Below are 22,003 nucleotides of genomic sequence, written 5' to 3'. Positions count from 1 at the left end.
TCCGTGACGCCGCGACGACGCGGGCGGTTGCGGACCGGGACGGTACAGGCGAAGCCCGGGGCGAGCTCACGCTCTCCCCGGGCTTCAGCTGTTCAGGCGGCTAGTTGCCCTTGTCTCCGAGCGCGGTCTTGGACGCGAGCATCAGGAACTCAGCATTTGACTGGGTCTCCTTGAGCTTGTTGATCAGCAGCTCAAGACCCTGCTCCTGCTCGAGTCCGGAGAGGACGCGGCGCAGCTTCCACATGATCTTGACCTCCTCCGTCGAGAGGAGATTCTCCTCGCGACGGGTGGAGGACTCGTTGACGTTGACCGCCGGGAAGATGCGCTTGTCCGCCAGACGGCGGGACAGACGCAGCTCCATGTTGCCGGTGCCCTTGAACTCCTCGAAGATGACCTCGTCCATCTTGGACCCGGTCTCCACGAGCGCGGTCGCGAGAATGGTCAGCGAGCCGCCGTTCTCGATGTTGCGGGCCGCACCGAAGAATCGCTTCGGCGGGTAGAGCGCGTTGGCATCCACACCGCCGGAGAGGATTCGGCCTGAGGCCGGAGCCGCGGTGTTGTAGGCACGACCCAGACGCGTCATCGAATCCAGCAGCACGACGACGTCCTTGCCCAGCTCGACCAGACGCTTCGCGCGTTCGATGGCCAGCTCGGCCACTGTGGTGTGGTCGTCAGCGGGGCGGTCGAAGGTCGAGGCGATGACTTCGCCGTCGACCGTGCGCTGCATGTCGGTGACCTCTTCAGGGCGCTCGTCGACCAGGACCATCATGAGGTGAACCTCAGGATTGTTGATCTTGATCGAGCTGGCCAGGGCCTGCAGGATGATCGTCTTGCCCGCCTTGGGCGGGGAGACGATCAGACCGCGCTGACCCTTGCCGATGGGGGCGACCAGATCGATCACGCGGGGCGCGATGTTCTTCGGGTCCCCTTCCAGACGCAGACGGTCCTGAGGATAGAGCGGGACGAGCTTGCTGAACTCGACGCGGTCTTCGTTGGCCTCTGAGGGACGTCCGTTGACTGCATCCAGCTTCACCAGCGCGTTGAACTTGGGACGCTTGTTCGGGTTCTCACCCTCGCGCGGGGCCCGGATGTGGCCGTGGACCGCGTCGCCCTTGCGCAGGTTGTGCCGCTTGACCTGGGCCAGCGAGACATAGACGTCGTTCGGCCCCGGCAGGTAGCCCGAGGTGCGCACGAATGCGTAGTTGTCCAGCACGTCCAGGATGCCTGCCACCGGCACCAGGACGTCGTCCTCGGTGACCTCGGTGTCGTCGATCTCGGGATCGCGTCCGCGCCGACGGCTGTTGCGGTCGCTGCGATCATTGCGGTCGTTGCGATCGTTGCGGTCATTGCGATCGCCCCGGTCATTGCGATCGTTGCGGTTCCGGTTGCGGCGGTTGCGGCGTTCTTCATCCCGGCCGCCGTCAGCGCGGTTGCGCCCGCCATCGTCACCGCGGTTGTTCCGCCCGCCGTCGTCGTTGCGGTTGTTGCGACCGCCGCCGTCGTTGCGGTTGTTGTCACGCCCGCCGTCGTCGTTGCGGTTGTTGCGACCGCCGCCGTCGTTGCGGTTGTTGTCACGTCCGCCTTCGTCGTTGCGGCTGTTGTCACGCCCGCCGTCGTCGCTGCGGCTGTTGTCACGTCCGCCGTCGTCGTTGCGGCTGTTCCGGTTGCTGCCGTCATTGCGGCTGCGGCGGCCGCGGCCCTCGCCGTCGTTGTCCTGGTCCGTGCTGCTGGACTGCTGGGCGTCGGGCTGCTGGGCGTTCTGCTGCTGTGCCTGCTGCTGTGCGGCGTTGTCTTCGCGATTGCGATTGCGCCGGTTGCGATTGCGTCCGCGGGGCTGACCCTCGCTGGAATCCTCGGCTCCGTTGCTGTCGCCACCCTGCTGATCGGCACTGCGATTCTCGGCGACATCGTCACCGCGGCCGTTCTGGGCTCGCCCGTTCTCGGAGCGCGGGTTCTGGGAGTCTGGCGTGTTCTGGGCGTTCCCAGCGTCTTCGGCCTTCTCAGCGTTGTCGACGCTGGTGCCGTTCTGGACAGGTTCGCTCGGCTGGGCGTCCTGCGCAGCGGGCTCGGCCTTGGACCGGCGCCGGTTGCGCTTCGGCGCGGCGGGCTGTTCGGCCCCGCCCTGCTCTTCGGGCTTTCCACCCTTGGTGGACTGGCCGTCACGGCCCTCTGCGGCCGACTGGTCCTGCTTCTTGTCGCGCTCGGCGACGGCGCCACCGCGCTGGTGGGAGGAGATGGCCTCCACCAGAGCAGATTTGCGCATCCGGGAGCTTCCGGTGATGCCCAGCTGGGAGGCGAGTGCCTGCAGCTGGGCGAGCTTCAGACCGGCAAGCCCGGAGCTCTTGGCCTCGGGTGCAGCAGACTCGGCCTTCTCGGCGTCCTGAGTCTGAGTGGTCTCAGCGGTGGTTTCTGTCACGAAGGTTCCTTCCCCCTCGTCAGGCAGGCCCGGCGGATGCGCCGTCCTGCGGTGTCGTCAACGGAGCGTCAGAAGTCCGTTGGATGATGTCTGTTTCTTTCACGCATACAACAGTTGGGGAGTTTTCTTGCATGGTCCTCGTCCCCGTCGGGGAGTGAGATCATCGCGGGGCCGGTGGATCCCTCTCGGTGAGAAGGCAGCGGCCAGCGCGCTCAGGAAAAAGCGCAACTCGCGCGAAAGAACATCGCGGTGATTCCTGCGGAGCCATCATGGTGGTCCTATAGGACAGTATGCGAAGCACACCTCATCGCTGATGTGCCTCCACTGTAGCACCTGACTCTGCGATCGGCAGGATCGTGGGGGTGAACACGTGGCCCCGCGAGTCGGGTCCACCGAGCACAGCGATGTGCTCAGCTGCGGCCCGGGCCTGTTCGTCGCCGGCGGCCAGCACCAGGACCGAAGGTCCAGCTCCAGAGATCACCGCCGGGAACCCGGCGGCGCGCAGAGAGTCCACCAGCGCCATCGATCCGGGGAACGCCGGTCGGCGCTGTTCCTGGTGAAGGGAGTCCTCGGTGGCCTCCAGCAGCAGCTCCGGAGCGCTGGTCAGGGCATGCACGAGCAGCGCCGCGCGGGCAGAGTTGCGGGCGGCGAGGGCATGCTCCACCTGGGCCGGCAGCAGATCACGGGCCACCTGGGTGGACTGTTCGAAGTTTGGGACCGCGACCACAGTGCGCAGCAGAGGATGCGGGGCGAGGCGGGCCGTCTTGAAGACCCCGGGAGCGGGTGCGGCGCGGGCATCTCCTGCCGAGGCCCCTGCGGCGTCACCCTCGCCTCCCGCGCTCAACACACCCGGCATCTGCTGCCAGGAGATCGCGACCCCGCCGCGCAGAGCCGGCACATAGTTGTCCGGGTGGCCTTCGATCCGCGAGCCGATCTGCAGCTTCTCGTCCTCGGTCAGCCCCTCGGGCAGCAGCGCATCGGCGGTCATCACCGCGGATGCCACGGCCGAGGCCGAGGATCCGAGCCCTCGGCTGTGCGGGATGTTGTTCTGCGCCCTGACCCGAAGATCTGGCAGGCTGTAGCCCTTGGCGGTGAGGATCTTCTCGACCAGGGTCACCACCAGGTGCGAAGCATCACGGGGCAGGGTCGCCGCCCCTTCTCCCTCGACGCTGATCTCGATGTTCGCCTCGGCCGCGCGGCGCGGCGAGGCCTCGACGGTGATCTCGTCGTACAGGCCCAGCGCCAGGCCCATGGTGTCGTAGCCGGGGCCGAGATTCGCGGAGGTGGCGGGCACGCGCAGGTGAAACATCACCGGCGCAGACAGCGGATCCAGGAGCCCGCCCTGGCTCGCTCGCCGCTCCGACTCCTCAGCTTCCTCGCCGATCAGGGCCTCCTCCGGCGCCAGCCCCTGACCGAGCCTGTCCAGGCTCTGCCGGCCGGTCCCCGAGCCAGGGCCCGTCGTCGAGCCCGCGCCGGTCATGGGATCCTGTCCGCTCACCGGATCAGAGCCCCAGCTGCCGGGCCACGGTCTCCACGTCCTGCGGGACCATGGTCGGGGTGACATCGGATCCGTCGGCGTTCTTCAGCGCCCAGTCGGGATCCTTGAGCCCATGGCCGGTCACGGTGATCACGATGGTCTTCTCGGCGGGGACCTCGCCGGCGGAGTGCTTCTTGATCAGCCCGGCGACCCCCGCGGCGGAGGCCGGCTCCACGAAGACGCCCTCCTTGGAGGAGAGCCAGCGGTGTGCGTCGAGGATCTCCTCATCGGTGACCGCCTCGATGACGCCGCTGGACTCGTCACGTGCCGCCTCGGCCTTCTCCCAGGACGCGGGGTTCCCGATGCGGATAGCCGTGGCGACCGTCTCCGGCTCCGTGATGGGGTGTCCGTTGACGATCGGAGCTGCACCCGCGGCCTGGAAGCCCCACATGATCGGCGTGCGGCTGGAGACCGGGGCCAGCTCCTCGCCGGACCCTCCGTCATAGGGATTGGTCCAGGGCCGGGAGTACTCCTGGTAGCCCTTCCAGTACGCGGTGATGTTGCCGGCGTTGCCCACCGGGAGCAGGTGATAGTCGGGAGCGTCGCCGAGCGCATCCACCACCTCGAAGGCACCGGTCTTCTGCCCTTCGATGCGGGCGGGATTCACCGAGTTGACCAGGAACACCGGGTAGTTCTCAGAGAGTTTGCGGGCGATGTCGAGGCAGCCGTCAAAGTTGCCGTCCACCTGGATCAGCTCCGCACCGTGGGCCACCGCCTGGGAGAGTTTGCCCATGGCGATCTTCCCGGCCGGCACGAGCACCGCGCAGGTCAGTCCTGCCTGGGTGGCATAGGCGGCCGCCGAGGCCGAGGTGTTTCCGGTCGATGCGCAGACCACAGCCTTGGCGCCCTCGGCCACCGCTGCGGTCATCGCCATGGTCATCCCGCGATCCTTGAAGGACCCGGTGGGATTCATCCCCTCGACCTTGAGGTAGACCGTTCCGGAGACCAGTTCAGACAGCGCCGGTGCGTGGACCAGCGGTGTGCCGCCCTCCCCCAGGGTGATGACCTGCGTGGAGTCATCCACTGGGAGTCGGTCTGCATACTCGCGGATGACTCCGCGCCATTGGTGCGCCACGTGGGATGCTCCTTCGTCTTCATGCTGCTCGTGTCGGATCAGGTGCTCTGTGCGCGCCAGGGCTGAGGAAGACCTGGTCTGGGACGGGCTGGACTACTGTTCGACCTCGACGCGAAGCACCGAGTTCACGGCGCGGACCACGTCGAGTCCCTTGAGCGTGACCACGGTGTCGTGCAGGTCCTTCTCGCGAGCCAGGTGCGTGACGATCTGGACGACGGCGCCACGAACGCGCGCGGCCTCGGTGTCAACCTCGCCGTCGATCGAGACGCTGCCGGGCTGGCGCATGGATTCGATGGAGACGTGATGGTCCGCCAGGACCTGTGCCACCTCTGCGATCACGCCTTCCCGATCCGCGACCTCCATATCGATGTAGTACTGCGTGCGGGCCTCATCCACCGGCAGCGCCCGCACGCTCTCCCACTTGCCATTGGTGTCGGCGGATACTGGATGCGCGGAATCGCCGTGCAGCCGGCGGGCCACGGAGACCACATCGCCCAGGATCGCCGAGGAGGTGGGCAGCCCACCGGCGCCCTGACCGTAGAACATGAGCTCTCCGGCGTTCTCGGCGACCACGAAGACCGCGTTGAAGGCCCCTCGGACGCTCGCCAGCGGATGAGTGCGCGGCAGCAGGGTGGGATGCACGCGCAGGATCGCGCCGTCGTCGTTCTTCTCCACGATGGCGAGCAGCTTGATCACATAGCCGGAGGCGGCGGCGGCCTCGATATCGGCTGCCGAGACGGCGGTGATCCCCTCGCAGTAGACGTCGTCGATGCTGAAGGGCGCGTGGAAGGCCAGTGCCCCGAGGATGGCGGCCTTGGCCGCGGCGTCATGGCCCTCGACGTCGGCCGTCGGATCTGACTCGGCATAGCCCAGGCGCTGGGCCTCGGCCAGGGCGTCGTCGAAGGCGGCGCCGGTGGAGTCCATCTGATCCAGGATGTAGTTGGTCGTGCCGTTGACGATGCCCATCACCTTGGTGATGCGATCGCCGGAGAGCGACTCCTGGATCGGACGCAGGATGGGGATGGCTCCGCCGACGGAGGCCTCGAAGCGCAGCAGCGCTCCGGATTCGGCGGCGAAGCTGCTCAGCTCTCCCCCGCGGACCGCGAGCAGCGCCTTGTTGCCGGTGACCACCGCGGTGCCCGAGCGCAGGGCGCGTTCGATCAGGGCCCCGGCGGGCTCGAGGCCGCCCATGAGCTCGATGATGAGATCTGCCTGGTCCACCAGAGCCTCGGCGTCGGTGGTCAGCAGCTCGCCGGGGATCTTCCAGTCCCGCGGGGCCTGCACGTCGCGGACGGCGATGCCGATCAGCTTGATCGGGGCGCCCACACGGGAGGAGATGAGCTCACGCTCTTCGACCAAGGTGCGAGCAACCTGCGCACCGACATTGCCTGCGCCGAGCAGACCGATCTTCAGCGGCTCGCCGCTGGCCGTCGCGTTGGACATCCTGACCTCAATCTCTTGTACCTGCACGGTTCCCGGCGATGTGCGCGTGCTGTGTCTCAGTCCGCGGCGAAGCCGGTGTCGCGTCCGAGCATGCCCTGCTCGGTCTCCCGGCGGATGAGCACCTGGGAGACGCCGTCTTTGACGGCGACCACCGCTGGGCGAGTCAGGTAGTTGTAGTTGCTCGACAGCGAGTGGCAGTACGCTCCGGTGGCGGGAACGGCAAGGAGATCATCCCGGGCCGTCGCCGTCGGCAAGTATACGTTTCGCACGACGATGTCGCCGGACTCGCAGTGTTTGCCCACGATGCGAGACAGGGCATGCTCCCCGGTGATCCGGCGCGAGGCCAGCACGGCGGAGTACTCGGCGTCGTAGAGCACCCCGCGGGCGTTGTCGCTCATGCCGCCGTCCACTGCCACATAGCGGCGCGAGGTGGTCGAGCCGTCGGGGGCCTCGACCTGCACGTTCTTCTGCACGCCGACCCGGTAGAGGGTCACTCCGGCGGGTCCGACGATCGCCCGGCCAGGCTCGATCGAGATCCGCGGGACGCGCAGTCGGTGCGCGGCGCAGGCCTGTTTCACCGTGGCGGCCAGAGTCTGGGCGATGGCTTCGGGATGTCGCGGCGCATCTGCCTCGGTATAGGCGATGCCGTGGCCCCCGCCCAGGTCCAGCTCGGCCAGTTCGACGCCGTGGGCAGCGCGCAGGCTGGCCAGGAAGCTGATGAGCTTGGTTGCCGCGAGCTCGAATCCGGTCGGTTCGAAGATCTGCGAGCCGATGTGGGCATGCAGGCCGCGGAGTTCGATGCCGGGCAGCTCGAGTGCTCGGGACGCGGCGGTCCATGCCGGGGAGCCCAGGTAGGGGTTGGTCTCTGTCACCGCACCGGACGCGTCGGCCTCCGCTGAGACCTGTGCCGCGGCCTCGGCTCCGCCGGGCACCTCCGCTGCGGCCTCGGCTCCGCCGGGCATCGCGGTGGCCGGGGTGAGCGAGAGGCCGAACTTCTGGTCCTCATGTGCGGTGGCGATGTACTCGTGGGTGGAGGCATGCACCCCGGGGGTCAGCCGCAGCATCACCGGTGCGCGGGTGCCGGCTGCCACAGCCAGGACGGAGATGCGCTCGAGCTCGTCGAGAGAGTCGGCGATGATCCGTCCGATCCCGGCATCGAGTGCGCGCTGGATCTCGGCGTCGGACTTGTTGTTCCCGTGCAGTCCGATGCGCTCGGCCGGCACGCCGCCGGCCAGCGCGAGCGCGAGCTCGCCCCCGGAGGCCGTGTCCACACCCAGCCCCTCCTCGGCGGCCCAGCGGGCGACATGGGTGCTCAGGAAGGCCTTGCCGGCATAGAACACGTCCACGTCGGCCTCGGGGGCGAAGGCTGCCGTGAAGGCTTCCCGGAAGCTCCGCGCCCGGGCGCGGAAGTCAGCCTCGGAGAGCACATAGAGCGGAGTCCCGTACTCTTCGGCGAGGGTCTCGACGTCCACACCTCCGAGGACCAGGCGGCCGACGTCGTCGCGGTGTGCGTCGGCGGGGAGCAGCGCTGCCTCGAGGTCGTCGGTGTCGCGGGGCGGGGTGAGCCAGGCCGGGGCCAGCGGGTGCGCTGGGGAGGGTGTGGCGGTGGACGTGCCGGTGGACGTGCCAGACGGTGTGGCGGGGGGCGTTGCGGGACTGGGGTCGGCAGTCGCGCTCTGATCAGCAGTGATGGCGGCTCACATCCTTTCGGGCGCGGTGACGCCCAGCAGTGCCAGCCCGTTGCGCAGCACCTGTGCCGTGGCATCGTTGAGCCAGAGCCGGGTGCGGTTCAGATCGGTCACCGGGTCCTGCACGCCGTCGGGGCTGATGCTGGGGGCGACCCGGCATACGGCGTACCAGCCGTGGTAGGCGCTGGCCAGGGACTCGAGATAGCGCGCCACCCGATGGGGTTCGCGCAGCTCCGCGGCCGAGGCCACCACCGAGGTGAAGCGTCCCAGCTGGGAGAGCAGCTCCTCCTCGGTCTCGTGGGTGAGCAGTCCCGCTTCGAAGGACTCGCGGTGCACTCCGGCGGCCTCGGCGTTGCGGGCGGCGTTGCGGGAGCGGGCGTGTGCGTACTGGACGTAGAACACCGGATTGTCGTTGGTCCTGGACTGCAGCAGCTCCGGGTCCACGTCGATGGGCGAGTCTGCCGGGAAGCGGGCCAGCGTATAGCGCAGCGCATCGGTGCCCAGCCACTCGATCAGGTCCTTGAGCTCGATGATGTTGCCCGCGCGCTTGGAGAGCTTGGCGCCCTTGATGGACATCAGCTGCCCGATCAGCACCTCGATGTTGTGCTGCGGGTCGTCACCGGCGCAGGCGGCGATGGCCCGCAGCCGCGAGACGTAACCGTGGTGGTCGGCGCCGAGCAGGTAGATCTTCTCGGTGAAGCCACGCTCGCGCTTGGAGAGGTAGTAGGCGGCGTCTGCGGCGAAGTAGGTGGGTTCGCCGTCGGCCTTGAACAGCACCCGGTCCTTGTCATCACCGAAGTCGGTGGTGCGCAGCCAGACGGCGCCGTCACGATCCTCGACGTGGCCCTGCTCGCGCAGGGTCTCGATCGCGGCCGCGACCTTGCCCTCGGAGTGCAGGGCCTGTTCGGAGAAGAAGACGTCGAAGTGGACGCCGAAGGCCTCCAGAGTGTCCTTGATCTGGCCCATCTGCGCCTGGTATCCCAGCTCGCGCACGATCGGCAGCGCCTCGTCCCGGGGCATGTCCTTCACGTCCGGGCGGGCGGTGAGGATCTCCTCGGCGAGCTCGATCACGTAGGCGCCCGGATAGCCGCCGGACGGGACGTCCTCACCGTGGATGCGGGAGAGCACCGAGTGGCCGAAGACGTTCATCTGGTTTCCGGCGTCGTTGACGTAGTACTCGTTGGCGACCTCGGCTCCGGAGGCGCGCAGCAGCCGGCCGATGGCGTCGCCCAGCGCGGCCCAGCGGGTATGTCCGATGTGCAGCGGACCGGTCGGGTTCGCGGAGACGAATTCGACGTTGACCGTGCGCCCGGCCAGCGCCTCGTTGTGCCCGAAGGTGTCCCCGGCCTCCACGATGGTCCGCGCCAGAAGCCCGGCGGCGGCGGCCTCCACCGTGATGTTGATGAACCCGGGGCCGGCGATCTCGATGCGCTCCACCCCGGGCACCTGCTGAAGTCGGTCGCCGAGGATCTCGGCGAACTGGCGCGGGGCCATGCCGGCCTTCTTGGCCAGCTGCAGGGCGATCGCAGTGGACCAATCACCATGCTCACGATTCTTGGGGCGCTCGACGACGACGGTCTCGGGGAGCTCGACGGTCAGCTCACCGGCTTCGACAGCTTGGGCGAGCACGCTCTTGACAACGGCGGAGAGTTCTTCAGGAGTCACCGGAACAGTCTACGGGGTACGTCCATCAGCCTCATTCTCCGTTCGCGCCCGCCGCCGGACATCTGTCGGGCGAGATGCGGTGGTATAACGGCCGCCCAGGGCCTCGATAGCGACGTATCGCGCCCAACAGATGGAGGAACTCAGCCGAGCAGCCCCAGCACTCCGGTGACGCTGAGATAGATCCCCAGTCCAGCCAGGGTCAGTCCGCTGCCCATCTCGATGCGTCCGGTGACCCGCGGGTTCGAGAGCCAGGTGTTCGCCGCATCGACCAGCAGGACGACGCCGATCAGGTAGAGCCACATGCTTGCGGCCACAGTCCCACCCAGCACCCCGATGGCGAAGACCGGGGAGGCGCCCACCGGCGTGAACTGCGGGAAGAGCGCCAGGAAGAACAGGCCCACCTTCGGGTTGGTCATGCAGCTCGCTAGCCCGACGACGAAGGTGGCGCGGAACGTCGTTGCACCACGCCGGGGACGTGCTCCCCCGGCGGAGGATTCATCCGCAGTGAAATCTGAAGTGTCCCGGGCGGTCTCAGGAGCCTGCGCGTCATGCGGGGCACCGACGAGAGCGGGGACGACGGCGGTCCGCGAAGGTGATCTCAGCATGATCCGGGCGCTGCGCATGGCCCGGACTCCGAGGAAGATGACATAGAGCCCGCCGACCAGGCTCAGCAGCTCATAGGCCACCGGGGAGGCCTGGAACAGTGCCGCCAGACCGGTGGCCGCGAGAGCGGCCCAGATCAGAGCCGCCACGGAGGATCCGGTGGCCGCCCCGAGGCCCGCTCGGCGAGAGAGCAGCGCGTTGCGCAGCGCGAGCATGGTGTCCTGGCCGGGCGTGATCGCAAGGATGGCGGAGACGGCGAGCAGACCGAGGTAGCTGGAGAGTGTCACCCATCCATCCTGAGGGCGTGGAAAGATCAGGACAAGCAGATAAACATTGACCTCTGTTCGGTTTTGCCGAACTGAGGCCATACTGGTCACATGTTGAATCCGCATCGTCTTCGCGTGCTCCAGTCGGTCATTGCCACCGGCTCGATCCAGGGCGCCGCCCGGAGTCTGCACTACTCCCCCGCCACCGTGAGTCAGCACATGAACACCCTCAGCCAGGAGACCGGACTGACGCTCTTCGAACGCAGCGGCCGGGGACTCCTTCCGACCCAGGCTGGACTGTCGCTGGCACAGGGCAGCACAGCAGCGCTGCAGGGACTCGACGAGCTGGACCGCCTCGTGGAGAGCATGCGTCACGGGCGGTCGCGACACCTCGTGATCGCCAGCTTCACCTCCGCCGCCAAGGAGTGGCTGCCCCGCGTGGTCGCGACGCTTCGGGCCACGGAGCCGGAGCTGACGGTTCAGATCAGCTTGAACGAGCCATACGCGGAGAAGGCCGGCACCGCGGTGGACATCGACATCCGCAATGAATCCCCGCTGGAGCCCGAGGAGCATTTCACGGGCTACCTGCGCCAGCGGCTCCGGGACGAGGACTTCGCCGTCGTCCTTCCCGCCGGGCACGATCTGGCCGAAGCCGACGTCGTCGAGGTTCACCAGCTCGCTGACCAGATGTGGGTGGATCCCGACATCAAGGACAGTCCCAACTCTCGGATGATCCACACCGCCTGCCAGGCTGCTGGATTCGTGCCCCAGTTCGCAGCTCGGCTGGATGACCACAATGCGGCGCTGGCGCTGGTGGCCGCGGGCCTGGGGGTCACGGTGCTTCCACATCTGGCGCTGCGCAGCCTCCCTCCCGGCACCGTGCTGCGCCCGCTGCGCAACCCCACAGTGCGGCGTCGGATAGTGGCACATGTGAAGCAGGATCGCGCGGCAGACCCGCTGGTGGCCGCAGCCCTGGAGATCCTCCGTGCTGAATCCGCGGAACCGGCGGAATAGATCGGATCAGCCGGACCTGGCGGATCAGCCGGACCTGGCGGTCAGCCGGGTCTGGCGGTCAGCCGGGTCTGGCGATCACCAACCCTTGACCCGCAGCAAGCGCGGACTTAATGTACAACCACATGGTTACACATTTCGAGAAGTCGCCGACCTTCAGTGACGACCAGGTGGACCGGATCTTCCGAGCCCTTGCCGACGCCACTCGAAGGGACATCGTCAGGCGCACGCTGGGAGAAGAAGCAACTGTCTCCGCCCTCGCCGCGCTCTATGAGATGTCCTTCGCCGCCGTGCAGAAACACGTCAGCGTCCTTGAAGCCGCAGATCTGATCACCAAGCGCCAACAGGGGCGCGAACGACTGGTCCGCGGAAACCCCGACACCATTCGAGCAGCCCAGACGCTGCTGGATGACTTCGAGCTCATCTGGCAGGGCCGCATCTCCCGCCTGGACACCCTCTTGGAGGAGGAGCCCAGGTGATCCCCAGCATTGAGCAGCACCGATACGAAGAAGGCGAGACATGCCCATCACCTCAGTCACCAAGGACGCCGATGCGCTGACCATGACCGTGGTCGCCGAATTTCACGCCACAGTCGAGCGGCTGTGGGAGGCCTACGCGGACCCGCGCCAGCTCGAGCAGTTCTGGGGCCCCCCGGAGTGGCCCGCCACGTTCACCCGGCACGACCTGTTTCCCGGAGGACGGTCCCACTATTGGATGACCGGCCCGGACGGCACGCGCTCGGCCGGGTATTGGGAGTTTCTCGCGGTGGACCCAGGCCGCTCTTTCGAGGTCACTGACGGATTCGCGGATGAGCACTGGAGTCCAAGCCCAGAGATGCCGAGCATGCGCATGCGACTGGAATTCGACGAGACAGCCGAAGGCTCACGGCTGACCACCACCACCTGGTTCAACTCCACTGCCGATTACCACCAGCTGATCGAGATGGGCATGGAAGAAGGCATGGCCGCGGCCATGGGACAGATCGACGCCGTGCTGGAGGACCTCTCCTCGTTCGCGGCGGGCAAGGGGGTCCAGACTCAGGTGCTGAGCGACGTTCAGGTACGCATCACGCGCGTCATCCGAGGCACCCCCGAGCAGGTGCGACAGGCCCACCGCGATCCGGACCTGCTGCGACGATGGCTCCTGGGTCCGGAAGGTTGGCGGATGTCTGAGTGCCAGGTGGCGCAACAGGTCGGTGATCCCTACCGCTTCGCCTGGGAGAAGGAGGAGGACGGTTCGGAGGGATTCGCGCTCTACGGCGAGCTCAAGGAGCTGGACGAGCCCTACCGGGAGGTCACCACTGAGTCCATGGAGGGCATTCCCGGGGAACCCACCCTCAACGAACAGACGCTGACACCGGTCGCCGGCGGCACGCTGCTCACCCTGGTGATCACCTACCCCAGCGCCGAGGTGCGCGACATCGTCCTGGGCACCGGAATGACCGAGGGCATGGAGACCAGCTACGCGAGGCTGGAGGAGGTGTTGACCGCCTCCCCGCGCACCTGAGGGATGCACCTATCTGTCCGGCACCTCCCAGCGGATGGACGTCATGTCCACCGGGAAGTGATGCGAGACGCTCGGTGTTGTCAGTGATCGGAGGCACGGGCAGGATGCCCGGCGCCACGGAAGACTGATCGAAGGAGCGTCACATGTCGCACATCACCATCCTGGGTGGAACTGGTTATGCAGGCCGTCACATCGCTGCCGAGGCGGTTTCCCGGGGTCATGACGTGGTCGTGGTGGCCCGCCGCGCCCCGGAGAACCAGCTCGATGGAGTCAGCTGCGTGACCGGAGATGCCACGAACCAGGACTTCCTGGCGGACCTCGTGTCCAAGACCGAAGTGGTCATCTTCACGCTCGCTCCGCGCGGGGACATGCTCGGCAAGGTGGTCCAGGTGGCCCGGAAGCTGATCCCGCTCGCCGCCCAGCACGGCGTGCGACTCGGAGTGCTCGGCGGGGCCGGGTCGCTGAAGGTCTCCGAAGACGGACCGCGGCTGATCGACACAGACGCCTTCCCTGCGGAGTTCAAGCCCGAGTCCACCGAGATGATCGAGGTCCTGGAGGACCTTCGTGCTGCCGAGGACTCGCTTCAATGGTTCTACATCAGCCCCGCAGCGGGCTTCGGCGGATACAACCCCGGGGAGCGCAAAGGTACCTATCGGACTGGTGGGGACATCCTGATCAGCGACGACGACGGCAAGTCTGATCTCTCCGGAGCGGACCTCGGGATCGCATTCGTGGATGAGGTGGAGGAGCCGCAGCACCGGAATGCACGCTTCGCCGTGGCGTACTGACTTACCTGAAGACCTGTCGGCCAGTGCCTCAACGTCCGGCCCCTGCACTGACGGTCGGAAACGGCATGCCATCACAGCACTGGGCTCGGATGTGACTCTCAGCCAGAGGCCCGGTTGGACACGAAAAGGCCCGCATCCCTGTGACGACAGGAATGCGGGCCTTTTCTCGTTCTGTGCCCTCGGCGGGATGACGTTTCTCCGCATCAGATGACCCCCGGGGTTCTGCACGTTCCCGATAGGGTGAGAGTGTGCCATGGCACACCTACCGAGGAGGAAGTCTTGGAAAAGACAGCAGAGATGGGCTCAGTCGAGATCGGCACAGGGGAAGGCGTCTTCGCGACGTTGGTCGCCACGACGGTTGCAGCGCTGGAAGGCGCACTGCGCGAGGCCATGTCGAACGGGGAGGTCTTCACGCTGAGGTTTCAGCAGGAAAAGTCGGGGCTTGTTCGCTCCGCGATCGTCAATGACGCCTCCCAGGTGAACTTCGTCTACAACGCTTCTGACGTGGATGAAGACGTCCTTGCTCAGAGCATGCCCGATTTTGTCGAGACGCTGCGCAACGACCATGAACTGACCGTGGTCGTCCCCCAAGACTGATTCCGGAGGCGCCGCGTGGCTGCCGAAATGGGCGTGCTCCCAGAGGTGGTCAACATCTATGCTCAACACCAGCAGGCGACACACTAGGAGCACCACGCATACCTACGGAGGGCGTCATGAGAATAACCACCATCACAGGAGCCGGCCTGGCGGCGCTGTTGGTGCTCACTGGGTGCGAGGGCAGCGACGATACGACGGATGGTCAGTGTCGACGACGCGTGAATACTGGTCACTTAGCGACGGGTGAATTCTGGACACCCGGACCATGCTAGGAGACATGATCACTGTGGAAGATTGGGCTGAAATCCGTCGGCTACATTTTGCCGAGTCCATGCCGAAGAAGCAGATCGCTGAGAAGCTCGGGGTCTCCCGAACCACTGTCTATAAGGCCTTGGAATCCAGTGGACCTCCGAAGTACCAGCGCGAACCTAAGGGCTCGATCGCCGACGAGTACGTCCCAGAGATCCACAAGCTGCTCAAAGACACTCCCCGGATGCCAGCGACGGTGATCGCTGAACGGATCGGGTGGGAACACTCGATGACGGTGCTCAAAGACAAGGTCCGGGAACTGCGCCCCCTCTACACCGGGGTCGATCCGGCTGACCGATTGGTCCACCGCCCTGGGGAAGCCGCTCAGTTTGATCTATGGTTCCCCGAACCTCAGATCCCGGTCGGTTTCGGACAGACCCGCACCTTGCCGGTGCTGGTGATGACCCTGACGTTCTCGAGATTCCTGACCGCCACGATGCTGCCCTCGCGGCAGTCCGGCGACCTGCTGGCCGGGATGTGGCAGCTGATCAGCGGAGTCGGAGCGGTCTCGAAGTCCTTGATCTGGGACCGTGAAGCTGCGATCGCCCCCAAGGGCAGACCGCTGCCGCCGTTGCAGGCCTTCGCGGGGACCACCGCGACGAAGATGGTGATCGCTCCACCCAGGGACCCGGAGTTCAAGGGCATGACCGAGCGCAACAACGGGTACTTCGAGACCAGCTTCCTGCCCGGCCGATCCTTCGCTTCACCGCAAGATTTCAACACCCAGATCAGCACGTGGATCACTGGCCGGGCCAATCAGCGCATGATCCGCAGCCTCGGGGACAGACCGGTCAACGTCCTGGGCCGAGATCTGGCGGCGATGACCGCGCTACCGCCCTCCCCACCTTCGACAGGTTTCTCGCACCAGGTGCGTCTGGCCCGGGACTACTATCTGCGGATCGATGCGAATGACTACTCGGTGGATCCGCGGTTCATCGGTCGGTTGGTCCAGGTCACCGCGACCTTGGACCGGGTGGTGGCCGTGTGTGACGGTGAGATCGCTGCTGATCACCGGCGGTGCTGGGCCCGAGCCCAGGTGATCACAGACCCGGCTCATGTGGGCACCGCGAAGGCCATGCGGGCTCATTACAACGACACCGTGCGCCACCAGGTGCGCGGGACCAAGGACACTGAGGTGGCCTACCGGCCGCTGAGCGTCTATGACGAGCTTTTCGGACTCACCCACACCACGGTGCCGGCTGATGATCACAGGAGTGCCGCATGAGTGCCACCAGTGGTGAGAAGATCGGCTCGACCCTGGCGCATCTGGTGAAGGTGATGAAGACTCCCACGATCGGCAGGGTCTGGGAAGACCTCGCCGAGATTGCCCGGGAGCAGGGCTGGTCCCACGAGGAATACCTCGCTGCTGTCTTGGAGCGCCAAGTCGCTGATCGAGAGGCCAACGGCACCGCTCTGCGGATCCAGACCGCGAAGTTCCCCGCGATCAAGACCCTCGAGGACTTCAACACCGACTATCAGCCCGGCCTGCGCCGTGACGTGCTGGCTCATCTGCAGAACACGAGCTTCGTGCCCAAGGCAGAGAACGTCATCCTGCTGGGACCCCCAGGGGTGGGTAAGACTCATCTGGGCATCGGGCTAGGAATCAAGGCCTGCCAGGCCGGGTACCCGGCGCTCTTCGACACTGCTGCGGGGTGGGTCAACCGGCTCAGCGACGCGCATCAGCGCCACGGTGGTCTGGATCAGGAGCTCAAAAGGCTTCGCAGGTACCGGCTGTTGATCATTGATGAGCTCGGCTATCTGCCCTTCGATGCTGATGCGGCGAATCTGTTCTTCCAACTGGTCGCTGCCCGCTATGAACAGGGGTCTTTGCTGATCACGAGCAACCTCTCCTTCGGCAGGTGGGGTGAGATCTTCAGCGATGACACCGTCGCGGCGGCGATGATCGATCGGCTGGTCCATCACGCGGAGGTCCTCACCCTCGATGGAGAGTCCTACCGCACACGGAGCCGCCGCGAGCTCATCGAGACCACTACCTCTAGAACCCCGTAAGGAAAACACGGCGTTCAGTTTTTACCCGTCGCTGAGTGTTCAGTTTTCGGCCGTCGTTGACAGTCAGGAGGACGCCACGGAGCAGACCACGGCCCCGCCAGAGACGCCGGAGCCGACGCAGACTGTTCCGGACGTCAGCCCCGAGGAGGAGTCCTTCGAGCCGCCCGTGGATGAGACGGAGGGGTGACGCCTTCGAGGACGTCTGGCGAACGTAGACCCGGCTCAGGTGCGGGGAGCCGGTGCCCGACGAGTCCCGCTGAACTTATCGTTCATTGATCGCGCTTCAGGTCCGATTATATGAAACGGCTGGCGAAACAGCCCCAGAATAGGAAGTAGTTCTGAGGGCTCTGCCATCAGGCACGGAAAAGGCCCGCATCCCTATAGGCATGCGGGCCTTTTCTCTTTCTGTGCCCCCGGCGGGAATCGAACCCACGACTTTTGGTACCGGAAACCAACGCTCTATCCCCTGAGCTACGGAGGCCCGCCAGCTGTGCAATTCAAGGAACCAGGTTCCTCGAGCAACTGACCGATTCAGATTACCAGCACGGCGCCTGTTCCACCTAGCCAGCCACCTAGCCAGTCACTGAGACTGTGTAACTCCAGAGCTCCGCGGACATGCCGACCGGCTTCTTCGGCTGTTCCTCGGAGGCGGAATCACCGGTGCCATGAGACTTCTGGAAGTCCTGGGAGGTGCGCCAGTTCTCGAAGTCCGCCTCCGTCGCCCAGCGCGTGATGACCAGCCAGGTGGTCCGCTCGTCAGTGGGCTTCAGCAGCTCGAACCCTTCGAAGCCTGAGGTGCCCTCCATGGAGTCGCGGCGCGCGGCGAAGCGCTTCCCGAGCTCGTCACCGGAGTTCTCAGGGACAGTGATGGCGTTGATCTTGATGATGCTCATGGACACATCATCTCAAACCTCGGGGGGTCCGTGGCCCTGATCAGAAGAGCGCCGGCTGCGCAGGGGCTGAGGCTGCGGCCATCGTTCCCTGCGAGCTCAGTGGTGAGTTCGGATCATTGCGCTCGCGCCACATCAGATCTGCGGGCTTGTCGAACCCGTGGCGACGACGCGCGGCCCTCGCCGATGCAGCCAGCCACTGCCGGTACTCCTTGGACGCGTACGAGCCACCGTCGTAGATGCGCCGGTACTTGCCCACCAGCCCCGGGTACTCGCGTGCCAGCCACTGCATGAACCATTCGCGAGCGCCGGGGCGCAGATGCAGGGCACCGGTGGTGACATAGCTCGCTCCCGCCTCGGCCAGTGCGGCGTGGAGGGTGTCGATCCGCTCGTCGCCATCGGTGAGCCAGGGCAGGATCGGCATCGCCAGCACCGAGCACTCCAGTCCGGCGTCCGTGATCGACCGGATCAGGTTCAGCCGAGCACGCGGATCCGGTGTCCCGGGCTCGACCTTCTGCTGCAGCTCCGGGTCCATCACGGCCAGGGAGACCGCGACGGAGACCGGCACCTGCCGGGCCGCCTCCTGGAGCAGCGGCAGGTCCCGCTTCAGCAGGGGCCCCTTGGTGAGGATCGAGAACGGGGTTCCGGAATCCGCGAGCGCCCGGATGATCCCGGGCATCAGCTGGTACCGGCCTTCAGCACGCTGGTACGGATCCGTGTTGGTCCCCAGCGCCACGTGCTCCCGCTTCCACGAGGGGCGGTTCAGCTCGGCCCGGAGCACCTCGGCCACATTGGTCTTCACGATGATCTGGGTGTCGAAGTCCCGACCGGAGTCCAGGTCCAGATACTCGTGGGTCTTGCGCGCGAAGCAGTTATGACTCACCACACCATTGGCGATGAAGTCGCCGGTACTGGTCGTGATGTCGATCAGCTTCTTCATGCCGCCGAGCGGTTGGATGCTCGCAATTCGCAGATCATTCGAGGTCTTCAGAGCGCGACCGAGAATATTCAGCGTGCGGTCGATGCTCGGGGCCACGCTATGAAAAGTGCGCCCATGAGCGGCCCGGCCGCGGTATTGTTCCGTCTCACGCGGCGCCTCGTAGTCCTCGGGAGCCATTCCGAGGCCGAACCCCATCAGCCTGTTGTTCTCCGTCAGACAAGGGCGCTGCCCACCTCCGTCAGGCTTCCACACGTACTTCCACCCGCGCTCGGTCAGGAAGCGGTGGTCCCCGCTCGCCACGATCTCGGTGCCGTCGCGCAGAGTCACCCGGAAGGCAGGCTTCTCGGTTCCCCACTTCGCCTGAACCTCAGACTCCACGAAACGGCGGTACTTGCCGTCGAATTCGGTTCCAACGACCCGATCGCCCACGGTCACGTCTCGCAGCAGCCTCTGCCTGCCATCGCCCATCAGGATCAGCGTGTCAGGACTCAGGCAGTACACACACTGGTGGAGGCACCCACGGGTAGGGTTCACCGTCCAGGAGAAGGGCATATTGGACTGGCCTGGCACCTTGTTCAGCGCGGTCTTCGCCGCCACCTCGTGGAAGGTCACGCCCTCGAACTCGGGGGTGCGCACGGAGCGCATCAGCCCCTTGAGCGGAATGAGCGCTGCGCCGTCGCTCTCCTGCACTGCCTGTCCCTGCCATCTCATGCGGCTATTCGAACATAGTTTCGAATGAGTGTCGAGGCTGGCGCGCCGAGGTGTTCCTGCGCCCGGGGCCGGGCTCCGTCTCAGCCCAGGAGCAGCACGCCCAACAGCCCCGTTCCGATCGCCAGCACAGTGCCGGCCGCGCCCAGCAGAAGCGCGGGCCCGCCCTGGCGCAACAGACGGCGCAGGTCCACGGCCGCACCCACACCCACCATGGCGGTGGTCAGCAGCATCGTGGTCACATCTGCGGTGAAGTCCACGGTGGATTCCGAGACGTCCGTGACCGAGCGCAGGATCATCATCGCCAGGAACCCGAGCACGAACAGCGGAATCAGCGGCGGTGACTTCCGAACACCGGCAGGCTCGGCCGTGCGGCGGCGCCTTCCGGCGAGACTGATCCCTGCGACCACCGGGGCCAGCAGCACCACCCGGGCAAGCTTGACGAGCGTCGCCGTCGCCAATGCCACCGCGCCGACCACTCCCCCGGCGGCCACGACCTGGCCCACCTCGTGGACACTGGCGCCGATCCAGACGCCCATCTGCTGCTGACCGAGACCGAGCAGACCGCCCAGGGCGGGCAGGGCCAGCATCGCCGCTGTGCCGTAGAGGGTGACCACTGCGACGGCGGCCGCGGCCGCGGACTGCACCGGGGCGCCGTCGTCGTCCCTGCCGTCGCCTCGATCGATCGCGGCTGCCGCAGCCGCCACTGCGGAGGCTCCGCAGATCGCCGTGCCGGTGGCCAGGAGCATGGTGGTCCCGCGCGAAGCCCCGAACAGCCGGCCCATCCCGAGCATGCCGAAGAAGGTCACCGCCACCGTGATCACCACGATGACCAGCACCTCCCAGCCCAGCCCCCACAGGTCCCCCAGCGCCAGCTGAAGTCCGAGCAGCACGATCCCGGCCCGCAGCAGCTTCTTCCCCGCCCAGCCGAAGCCGTCCTCAGCCCACCAGGGAACCCATCCCAGGCTGCGCAGCGCAATGCCGGCGATCACGGCCACCAGCAGTCCCGAGACGACCGGGGTGAGCTCGGCGATGATCCGGTGTGCGGCGATGGCGATGATCAGCGCGAGGGCGGCGCCCGGGAGGATCTCGGCCGTGCGGCGCCAGAGTCGGGCCAGCCTCGAGAGGAGGGTCGCGGTCAGGGTCTGCAGAGAGGGCACCGGACAAGCATAGGACCCGCCTGCCCTACACTGATCGGGTGCCGAATCACCCGAACGATCGCCCTCTGTCCCCCGCCGCACAGGAATCCTCCCCGCACCCGCTGGCGAATCGGGAATCCTTCGGGTTCAGCGTGGAGGCCCGGATCGACGGGGCGCTGGGACGCACCGGCACGATCCGCACACCCCACGGAGATATCCGCACTCCGGCGTTCATCCCCGTTGCCACCAAGGCCACCATCAAATCGGTCCGGCCGGAGGAGATCCTCGAGGTCGGCGCCCAGGCGACACTGGCGAACGCGTATCACCTGAACCTGCAGCCGGGCACGGATGTGCTGGATGCCGCGGGCGGACTCGGCAGGTTCATGAACTGGCCCAGGCCCACGTTCACCGACTCCGGCGGGTTTCAGGTGATGAGCCTGGGCGCGGGATTCAAGAAGGTCATCACCATGGACGCCTCGGTGGTTCCCGACGACGCCGCAGTCGCCCCGAACAAGGAGCGGCTGGCTCTGGTCGACGACGACGGCGTCACCTTCAAGTCCCATATCGACGGCACCACCCACCGGTTCACCCCGGAGATCTCGATGAAGCTGCAGCACGAGATCGGCGCCGACATCATCTTCGCGTTCGACGAGCTGACCACGTTGTTCAACACCCGCGACTACCAGGAGACCTCTCTGGAGCGGACTCGACTCTGGGCCGAACGCTGCCTGGCCGCCCACCGCGGCCTCACCGAGGAGCGCAGCCACCGCCCCTATCAGGCGCTCTTCGGCGTCCTGCAGGGAGCACAGTATGAGGACCTGCGCCGCAAGGCGGCCCAAGACCTGGGCTCGATGGAGATCGAAGGGCAGAGCTTCGACGGGTTCGGCATCGGCGGCGCGCTGGACAAGGAGAACCTCGGGGTCATCGTGGGCTGGATGTCTGAGGAGCTGCCGGAGAACAAGCCGCGGCACCTTCTGGGCATCTCCGAGCCGGAGGACATGTTCACCGCGATCGAGAACGGTGCGGACACCTTTGACTGCGTCTCCCCCTCCCGGGTGGCGCGCACCGGTCGGGTATACCACCCCGACGGAAGGTTCAACATTCCGCAGGCGCGGTTCAAGAAGGACTTCTCCCCCATCGATGAGGAGTGCAGCTGCTACACGTGCATCAATTACACGCGTGCGTACCTGCATCACCTCTTCAAGGCCAAGGAGATGCTCTACAACACCCTGTGCACCATTCACAACGAGCACTACACGATCAAGCTCGTCGATGACATCAGGGCCAGCATCGAACAGGGCCGCTTCTATGAGTTCCGCGACGCCGTGCTGGGCCGCTACCAGGCAGGGTCCACGGTTTAGCGGTTCAACTGGCGCTGCGGCCGACGTCTGCTGGGGCTGGCCAGAGAGTCC

General features: G+C 66.4%; 18 protein-coding genes and 1 tRNA gene. 8 read left to right on the top strand and 11 right to left on the bottom strand.

What is annotated here, in order from left to right:
- Positions 1-100 precede the first annotated feature (100 nt).
- From rho to H4W27_RS03815, 7 genes are all read right to left on the bottom strand, one after another.
- Positions 101-2,416, bottom strand: coding sequence for a transcription termination factor Rho (rho, locus tag H4W27_RS03845; RefSeq protein WP_192594758.1), 2,316 nt, complete (start codon positions 2,414-2,416; stop codon positions 101-103).
- Between the two features lie 304 nt (positions 2,417-2,720).
- Complete coding sequence (thrB, locus tag H4W27_RS03840) at positions 2,721-3,896, bottom strand: homoserine kinase (RefSeq protein WP_225938993.1); 1,176 nt, start codon at positions 3,894-3,896, stop codon at positions 2,721-2,723.
- Positions 3,897-3,918: 22 nt separating this feature from the next.
- Positions 3,919-5,028, bottom strand: coding sequence for a threonine synthase (gene thrC, locus H4W27_RS03835; protein ID WP_192594757.1), 1,110 nt, complete (start codon positions 5,026-5,028; stop codon positions 3,919-3,921).
- Between the two features lie 93 nt (positions 5,029-5,121).
- The gene (locus H4W27_RS03830; RefSeq protein ID WP_192594756.1) at positions 5,122-6,471 is read right to left on the bottom strand and encodes a homoserine dehydrogenase; all 1,350 of its coding nucleotides are present in this window, start codon (positions 6,469-6,471) and stop codon (positions 5,122-5,124) included.
- Between the two features lie 56 nt (positions 6,472-6,527).
- Positions 6,528-8,051, bottom strand: coding sequence for a diaminopimelate decarboxylase family protein (locus H4W27_RS03825; RefSeq protein ID WP_225939245.1), 1,524 nt, complete (start codon positions 8,049-8,051; stop codon positions 6,528-6,530).
- A gap of 117 nt (positions 8,052-8,168) precedes the next feature.
- Positions 8,169-9,824 carry an arginine--tRNA ligase gene (gene argS, locus H4W27_RS03820; protein ID WP_192594755.1) on the bottom strand — a complete coding sequence of 552 codons (1,656 nt, stop codon included), beginning with the start codon at positions 9,822-9,824 and terminating at the stop codon, positions 8,169-8,171.
- Positions 9,825-9,964: 140 nt separating this feature from the next.
- Positions 9,965-10,714 carry a LysE family translocator gene (locus H4W27_RS03815; protein WP_192594754.1) on the bottom strand — a complete coding sequence of 250 codons (750 nt, stop codon included), beginning with the start codon at positions 10,712-10,714 and terminating at the stop codon, positions 9,965-9,967.
- A 90-nt stretch (positions 10,715-10,804) separates the two neighbouring features.
- Here H4W27_RS03815 and H4W27_RS03810 point away from each other — a divergent pair, with 90 nt between their 5' ends.
- From H4W27_RS03810 to istB, 7 genes are all read left to right on the top strand, one after another.
- A complete protein-coding gene (locus H4W27_RS03810) occupies positions 10,805-11,707 on the top strand; it encodes a LysR family transcriptional regulator (protein ID WP_192594753.1) in 903 nt (300 codons plus the stop codon).
- A 122-nt stretch (positions 11,708-11,829) separates the two neighbouring features.
- Positions 11,830-12,183, top strand: coding sequence for an ArsR/SmtB family transcription factor (locus H4W27_RS03805; protein ID WP_192594752.1), 354 nt, complete (start codon positions 11,830-11,832; stop codon positions 12,181-12,183).
- Positions 12,184-12,223: 40 nt separating this feature from the next.
- Positions 12,224-13,210, top strand: coding sequence for an SRPBCC family protein (locus tag H4W27_RS03800; protein ID WP_192594751.1), 987 nt, complete (start codon positions 12,224-12,226; stop codon positions 13,208-13,210).
- A 143-nt stretch (positions 13,211-13,353) separates the two neighbouring features.
- Positions 13,354-13,998: an NAD(P)-dependent oxidoreductase gene (locus H4W27_RS03795; protein WP_192594750.1), complete on the top strand. Its 645-nt coding sequence runs from the start codon at positions 13,354-13,356 to the stop codon at positions 13,996-13,998.
- Between the two features lie 279 nt (positions 13,999-14,277).
- Positions 14,278-14,595 (top strand): hypothetical protein, encoded by a 318-nt coding sequence (locus H4W27_RS03790; RefSeq protein ID WP_192594749.1) that lies wholly within the window; start codon positions 14,278-14,280, stop codon positions 14,593-14,595.
- Positions 14,596-14,872: 277 nt separating this feature from the next.
- Positions 14,873-16,129 (top strand): IS21 family transposase, encoded by a 1,257-nt coding sequence (gene istA / locus H4W27_RS03785; RefSeq protein WP_192594411.1) that lies wholly within the window; start codon positions 14,873-14,875, stop codon positions 16,127-16,129.
- Positions 16,130-16,182: 53 nt separating this feature from the next.
- Positions 16,183-16,914 (top strand): IS21-like element helper ATPase IstB, encoded by a 732-nt coding sequence (gene istB / locus H4W27_RS03780; protein WP_449867018.1) that lies wholly within the window; start codon positions 16,183-16,185, stop codon positions 16,912-16,914.
- A 408-nt stretch (positions 16,915-17,322) separates the two neighbouring features.
- On the opposite strand, the gene H4W27_RS03775 is transcribed toward istB, so the two are convergent.
- From H4W27_RS03775 to H4W27_RS03760, 4 genes are all read right to left on the bottom strand, one after another.
- Positions 17,323-17,395, bottom strand: a tRNA-Arg gene (locus tag H4W27_RS03775).
- A 91-nt stretch (positions 17,396-17,486) separates the two neighbouring features.
- Positions 17,487-17,807, bottom strand: coding sequence for an antibiotic biosynthesis monooxygenase family protein (locus H4W27_RS03770; protein ID WP_192594748.1), 321 nt, complete (start codon positions 17,805-17,807; stop codon positions 17,487-17,489).
- Between the two features lie 40 nt (positions 17,808-17,847).
- Complete coding sequence (locus H4W27_RS03765; RefSeq protein ID WP_192594747.1) at positions 17,848-19,455, bottom strand: Rv2578c family radical SAM protein; 1,608 nt, start codon at positions 19,453-19,455, stop codon at positions 17,848-17,850.
- An 80-nt stretch (positions 19,456-19,535) separates the two neighbouring features.
- Positions 19,536-20,612: a YeiH family protein gene (locus H4W27_RS03760; RefSeq protein ID WP_318782122.1), complete on the bottom strand. Its 1,077-nt coding sequence runs from the start codon at positions 20,610-20,612 to the stop codon at positions 19,536-19,538.
- A 38-nt stretch (positions 20,613-20,650) separates the two neighbouring features.
- Between H4W27_RS03760 and tgt the strand changes: the two genes are divergently transcribed.
- Positions 20,651-21,952 (top strand): tRNA guanosine(34) transglycosylase Tgt, encoded by a 1,302-nt coding sequence (gene tgt / locus H4W27_RS03755; protein ID WP_404821843.1) that lies wholly within the window; start codon positions 20,651-20,653, stop codon positions 21,950-21,952.
- Positions 21,953-22,003: the final 51 nt, after the last annotated feature.

It is taken from the genome of Nesterenkonia lutea (genome assembly GCF_014873955.1).
Lineage (GTDB): Bacteria > Actinomycetota > Actinomycetes > Actinomycetales > Micrococcaceae > Nesterenkonia > Nesterenkonia lutea.
The sequence above is the reverse complement of the archived record's forward strand: the minus strand, read 5'-3'. Positions and strand labels throughout refer to the sequence as shown.